The 5093-nt window shown below is 72.0% G+C and carries 8 protein-coding genes; 3 read left to right on the plus strand and 5 right to left on the minus strand.

Annotated elements, in window-relative coordinates; genetic code table 11:
• From I73_RS24055 to I73_RS24065, 3 genes are all read right to left on the minus strand, one after another.
• Window positions 1-458 (minus strand): aspartyl/asparaginyl beta-hydroxylase domain-containing protein (locus I73_RS24055; RefSeq protein ID WP_022982959.1); only part of this gene is annotated, 458 nt, incomplete at its 3' end.
• Between the two features lie 24 nt (window positions 459-482).
• A complete protein-coding gene (locus I73_RS24060) occupies window positions 483-1148 on the minus strand; it encodes a DUF2238 domain-containing protein (protein ID WP_022982960.1) in 666 nt (221 codons plus the stop codon).
• A gap of 7 nt (window positions 1149-1155) precedes the next feature.
• On the minus strand, window positions 1156-1923 hold the full coding sequence (locus tag I73_RS24065; protein ID WP_022982961.1) for an SDR family NAD(P)-dependent oxidoreductase: 768 nt from the start codon (window positions 1921-1923) through the stop codon (window positions 1156-1158).
• A gap of 47 nt (window positions 1924-1970) precedes the next feature.
• On the opposite strand from I73_RS24065, the gene I73_RS24070 reads away from it, so the two are divergent.
• The gene (locus I73_RS24070) at window positions 1971-2792 is read left to right on the plus strand and encodes a hypothetical protein (protein ID WP_083877053.1); all 822 of its coding nucleotides are present in this window, start codon (window positions 1971-1973) and stop codon (window positions 2790-2792) included.
• Window positions 2793-2805: 13 nt separating this feature from the next.
• On the opposite strand, the gene I73_RS24075 is transcribed toward I73_RS24070, so the two are convergent.
• Both I73_RS24075 and I73_RS24080 read right to left on the minus strand, forming a co-directional pair.
• On the minus strand, window positions 2806-3366 hold the full coding sequence (locus I73_RS24075; RefSeq protein WP_022982962.1) for a flavin reductase family protein: 561 nt from the start codon (window positions 3364-3366) through the stop codon (window positions 2806-2808).
• 56 nt (window positions 3367-3422) lie between these two features.
• Window positions 3423-4055, minus strand: a complete 633-nt coding sequence (locus tag I73_RS24080) for an RluA family pseudouridine synthase (RefSeq protein WP_022982963.1) — start codon at window positions 4053-4055, stop codon at window positions 3423-3425.
• Window positions 4056-4133: 78 nt separating this feature from the next.
• Here I73_RS24080 and I73_RS24085 point away from each other — a divergent pair, with 78 nt between their 5' ends.
• A complete protein-coding gene (locus I73_RS24085; protein ID WP_306304243.1) occupies window positions 4134-4631 on the plus strand; it encodes a YeeE/YedE family protein in 498 nt (165 codons plus the stop codon).
• Window positions 4628-5092, plus strand: a complete 465-nt coding sequence (locus tag I73_RS24090) for a DUF6691 family protein (RefSeq protein WP_022982965.1) — start codon at window positions 4628-4630, stop codon at window positions 5090-5092. The genes I73_RS24085 and I73_RS24090 overlap by 4 nt, the downstream gene beginning before the upstream one ends.
• The last annotated feature ends 1 nt before the right edge of the window (window position 5093 follow it).

The raw sequence follows: 5093 nt of genomic DNA on the forward strand, positions 1-5093 counted from the left end.
GGCAGCTCGGTGAACATGGCCGCCTTGATCGACGGGATCTGCTGCAGCAGTTCGGTCGTCTTGGGGCACAGGCGCTTGGCCGAGGGGTGGGCGTCGTCGTACCACTTCAGGTAGAAGCGCTTCCAGCCCGACTTGGCGAAGGAGTTGAAGCCGGCGTCGTCGTTCTGGTCGGGCCGGCGCAGCTTGGTGGCCTCCATCAGGGCCAGGCCCTCGGCCTTGATGGTGTCGAAGTTCTGGATCAGCAGGTCCAGTTCCGGGAAGGTGCTGACCGGCAGATAGGGCTTGTTGGGCACCGCCGAGGTGGCGTACAGAAAGACGTTCACCGGGGCCAGCAGGCCGGAGTGGTCGAAGACCTGTTTCCAGAAGCTGTGGCGCACCCGACCGCGCAGGTGCACCACCAGGATGGACGCCAGGAAGATGGCCGGAATCGACCATTTGAGGAGAACATGGCTGAGCATCGCGCAATTGTCCCCAAGATGGACTTACTCTGCACGGCGTGGGGCTACGACCTTGACGGTGGTCAACTGCCGGTCGTGCCAGCGCCGCAGCAGGGTCAGGGCCAGCAGCGCGCCCAGGCCGGCGCAGGCCATGTCCTCCTGGGTGTCCCAGGGGTCGCCCTGGGAGCCGAGAAAGGCGTCCGCGCCCTGCTGCAGGGCCACCGCCGCACCCCATTCGATCAACTCGTACCAGGCGCTGATGGCCTCGGCCACGCTCAGGCACAGAAAACCCAGCAGCCAGGGTCCGGCCTGCAGGCCGCGGCGCACCAGGATCTCGCGGGCGATCAGGGCCGGCACAAAGCCTTGGGCCAGATGGCCGATACGGTCGTAGGGGTTGCGGCTGCCGTCCCACAGCGATTGCATCCAGTAGCCCAGCGGCACGCGGGCATAGGTGTAGGCGCCGCCGTAGATCAGGATCAGCGCATGCACCGCGATCAGCGTGGCCAGCAGGGGCGTGAGCGGAAAGCGGCGGTGGGTGGCGATCAGCAGCGGCGCGGCCACCAGCACAGGCGCCACCTCCATCCACCAGGTGGCGCGGTCATAGGGCTGCCAGCCCGACACCAGCAGCGCCAGGCCCACCGGCAGCAGCAGCCAGGCGTTGTGGCGGGACGGGTGGGCGGTGGCGTCGGAGGACGAGGACAGGGTCGTCATGGGGCGCTCAGCCTTCCCTGACATCGCCAATGGGCTCGCTGCCGAAGTCGAGGCGCTCCAGACGGGCCAGCAGCTGGCGGGCGGTGGCCTCGGGCGTGGCCAGCTGGCCCTGGTCCCACAGGGCCTGGAAGCGCCCCTGGTCGGGTAAGGCGGCGGGGTCAGCCCCGCGCAGCTGCTGCTGCATGTCGGTGTCCACCACCCCGGGGGCCATGGAGACCAGCCGCGCGCCGTTGGGCAGGGCCGCCTCTTCCAGCGCCACCGCGCGGGTGAAGTGGTCCAAGCCAGCCTTGGCGGCGCAGTAGGCGGCGCTGCCGGCCATGGCGCGCCGGCCCAGGCCGGAGGAGATGTTGAGCACCTTGCGCTGGGCCGCCCAGCCCTGGGTGCCGCGCAGGAACAGGCCGGTCAGCGTCATGGCCGCTTCCAGCCCCACGCGCAGCACGCGGGCGGTGTCGCCGGGGTCGCTGTCGGCCAGGGGCAGGGGCGGGGCCAGCACGCCGGCGTTGTTGATCAGCGTGGCGTGGCCGAAGCGGTCGGCCGGCTGGGCCTGCAGCCACTCCAGCAGGGCCCAACCGGCGGCCTGGGGTTCGGCCAGGTCGTGTTCCCACTGCAGAAAAGGGGCGTCGTGGTGCAGGGCTTCGGCGTCCAGGCCGGTGTGGCGGTGGCGGGCGATGCCGATGACCAACTGGCCGGCCTGCAGGCACTGGCGGGCCAGGGCTTCGCCCAGGCCGCGCGAATGGCCGGTGATGATGGTGAGGGTGGAGGGCGTGCGGCTCATGCGTCAGAGCATACGCAATCCCGCTGGCGCGGGCGAGAATGCCCTGCATGGCTGAAGTCCCCGCTCCCAACTCGCCCAACGACGTACCCGAAACGCCTGCGCTGCAGGCTGACGCTCCCGCAGCGCGCCGCGCCACCGTCTGGTGGCAGCGCCCCTTCGTGCTGTCGCTGGGCATCACGCTGTTGCTGCTCGCCCTGGCGCTGGGCTGGCCGCTGCTGCGCTGGCAGCTCTCGCCCCCGACTTCCGCGCCGGTCGCCCAGGGCCTGCCCTGGCAGGTGCAGGCCGATGGGGCCGGGGGCAGCGCGGTGTTCGGGCTGCCCCTGGGCAGCGCCACCCTGGGCGACGCCGAGGGGCTCTGGCCGCAGGATTTCAAGGTGGCCCTGATCTCGGTTCAGGGCCAGGCCCCCGCGCTGGAGGCCTATGTGGAGAGCTTCCAGGCGGGCTTTGTCAACGGCAAGCTGGTGATTTCCGTGGCGGCCGATCCGGACTGGCTGCGTCAGGCTTGGGACCGCTCGCCCCGCGGCGAGGTGGACGGCGGGCGCGAGGGCGCCGTGCGCCGTCGCGAACTGGCGCCGCAGGACCTGGACGCGGCGCGGCGCATCGCGGTGTCGGCCCTGGCCTTCATCCCGGCTGCCCGGCTTGACGAGGCCACCGTGGTCCAGCGCTTCGGCACGCCTGCGCAGCGCCATGTGGGGGCCGATGGCGTGGTGCAGCTGCTCTACCCCGAGCGGGGCGTGGCCGTGGCGCTGCCGCCGGCCGAGGGCGATGTGGCCCGCGCCAAGCCGGTGATCCAGTACGTGGCGCCGCGCGACTTCGAGCGCCTGCTGCGCGCGCCGCTGCAGGCGGCGCAGGCCGCTTCCGCGCCCTGAGCCATCGCCCGGCTCAGCGGGCGTCCAGTGGCCGGCCGATGGTCAGGTAGTGGCCACCGGCCACGTGGTGCAGGGTGCGCAGGGCGTCCGGCGCGCCCTCGAATTCCCAATGGCCGTGGCGGAACACCGCGTCATCGGCCCAGGCCGCCTGCACCTGGCCCAGGAAGAGGTCGTAGCGCCCCTCGACGGCCGGCTCGGGCAGGCGCACGCAGTCCAGCCAGGCCACGCAGCCGGCCACCAGGGGCGAATGGGCGGCGGGCTCGTCGATCAGCTGCAGGTCCGGGTGGGCGAACTTGTCCTCCTCGCGGCCGCTGGTGGAGCCCAGCCGCTCCACCAGGTCCACCTGGCCGGCGCAGGGCACGCACAGGGCGAAATGGCCGGAGGCTTCCAGCAGCCCGCGGGTGAAGGTGTTCTTGTCCAGCACCACCGCCACCTTGGGTGGGTCGAAGTCCAGCGGCATGCACCAGGCGGCGGCCATCACGTTGGCACGGCCCGCGTGGCGGGCGCTCACCAGCACGGTGGGGCCGTGGTTGAGCAGGCGGTAGCACTTGGCAAGGTCGACAGCTTGGCGCATGGGCGGACGGTGGGATGGAGCGGGGCTCCCATTCTGCGGTGGATGCGGCGTGGATGTCAGAACGGCACCGGCGCGTGCAGCGCCAGGGGCTGGCCGGTGCGCGGGTGCGGCAGCGTGAGTCGCTCGGCATGCAGCATCAGCCGCGGGGCCGCGGCCAGCACCTCGGGCGGGGCGTAAAGCTCGTCGCCCAGGATGGGGTGGCCGATGGCTTGCAGGTGCACCCGCAACTGGTGCGAGCGGCCGGTGATGGGTTCCAGGGCCAGGCGGGCGCCCAGGGCATGGGCCTCCAGCCGCTGCCACAGCGTCAGCGAGGGCTTGCCCACCGTGTGGCTCACCATTTGACGCGGCCGGTGGGGCCAGTCGCAGATCAGCGGCAGGTCGATGCGGCCCTCGGCCTGTGCCGGCCAGCCGGCCACCAGGGCCTGATAGCGCTTGCTGGTCAGGCGCTGCTCGAAGGCCATCGACAGGGCCCGTTGCGCCGCCGGGCCGCGGCCGAAGACCAGCAGGCCCGAGGTGCCCATGTCCAGGCGGTGTACCACCAGCGCGTCCGCAAAGCGGGCCTGCACGCGCGCGGCCGCGCAGTCGGCCTTGTCCGGCCCGCGGCCGGGCACCGACAACAGGCCCGCGGGCTTGTCGATCACCACCAGGTCATCGTCCACATGGACCAGGGGCAAGGCATCGTCGGACATGAACGGTGGGGCGCGGGGCGGCAAAGCCCCGCATGGTAGTGGAGTGGCCCACCGGCACCCCGGCGCGCAGGAACCCCCGTGGGTACACTGGCCGGCATGATGCAGTGGTTTCCGACGGGCTGGGCCCATTACCTCGTGGGTGGGGTCTTCATCGGGCTGGGCGTGGCCTGGTTGTTTCTGGCCACCGGCCGGGTGGGCGGCATGAGCTCGGTCTTCTCCAGCACCTGGTCCTTCGTCTCGCAGCGCAGTGCCTTCCAGCAGCCGCGCTACCTGAACAGCCGGGCCTGGCGCCTGGTCTACGCGCTGGGCCTGGTCCTGGGCGCGGCAGTCTGGTGGCTGTTCTTCAGCCCGCGCCAGCCCATGCACACCGGCCTGCCGGTCTGGCAGTTACTGCTGGGCGGCCTGCTGGTGGGCTATGGCGCGCGGCGTGGCAACGGTTGCACCTCGGGCCATGGCATCTGCGGCATGGGCTCCTTCCAGCTGCCCTCGGTGGGGGCGGTGCTGGTCTTCATGGCCACGGCCTTTGCCACGGCCCAGCTCGTGGCGGCCTGGCTGCCCGCGGGAGGCCGGCCATGAGCGCGGCGTCCCCTGCTGCCACGCCCGCCGCGGGCGGCGTTTACCGCCTGGACCTGCCGCGTTTTCTGGCGGTGCTGCTGGGCGGGGCCCTGTTCGGCTTCGGCTTGTCGGTGTCGACCATGATCCAGCCGCAGGTGGTGCTGAGCTTTCTGCGCTGGCAGGACTTCGGCCTGGTGCTGGTGATGGGCGGCGGCGTGGCGCTGACCGCGCTGGCCTATGCCCTGCTGCCGCGCTGGCGCCGGGCGCCGCTGCTGGGCGGCAGTTTCGAGCGCCACGCCTCGGCCTGGAACCGCGACACGGTGATCGGCGCGGCCCTGTTCGGCATCGGCTGGGGCCTGTGCGGGGTCTGCCCGGGCCCGGCCATCGCCGGCCTGGGGGCGGGCAACTGGGATCTGCTGTGGGCGCTGGCCGGCATCTTCGTCGGCGCCTGGTGGCAGGGGCGGCAGGCCAGCACGAACTGAG

The sequence above is a fragment of the Ideonella sp. B508-1 genome, from assembly GCF_000333615.1.
Classification (GTDB): Bacteria; Pseudomonadota; Gammaproteobacteria; order Burkholderiales; family Burkholderiaceae_C; genus Ideonella.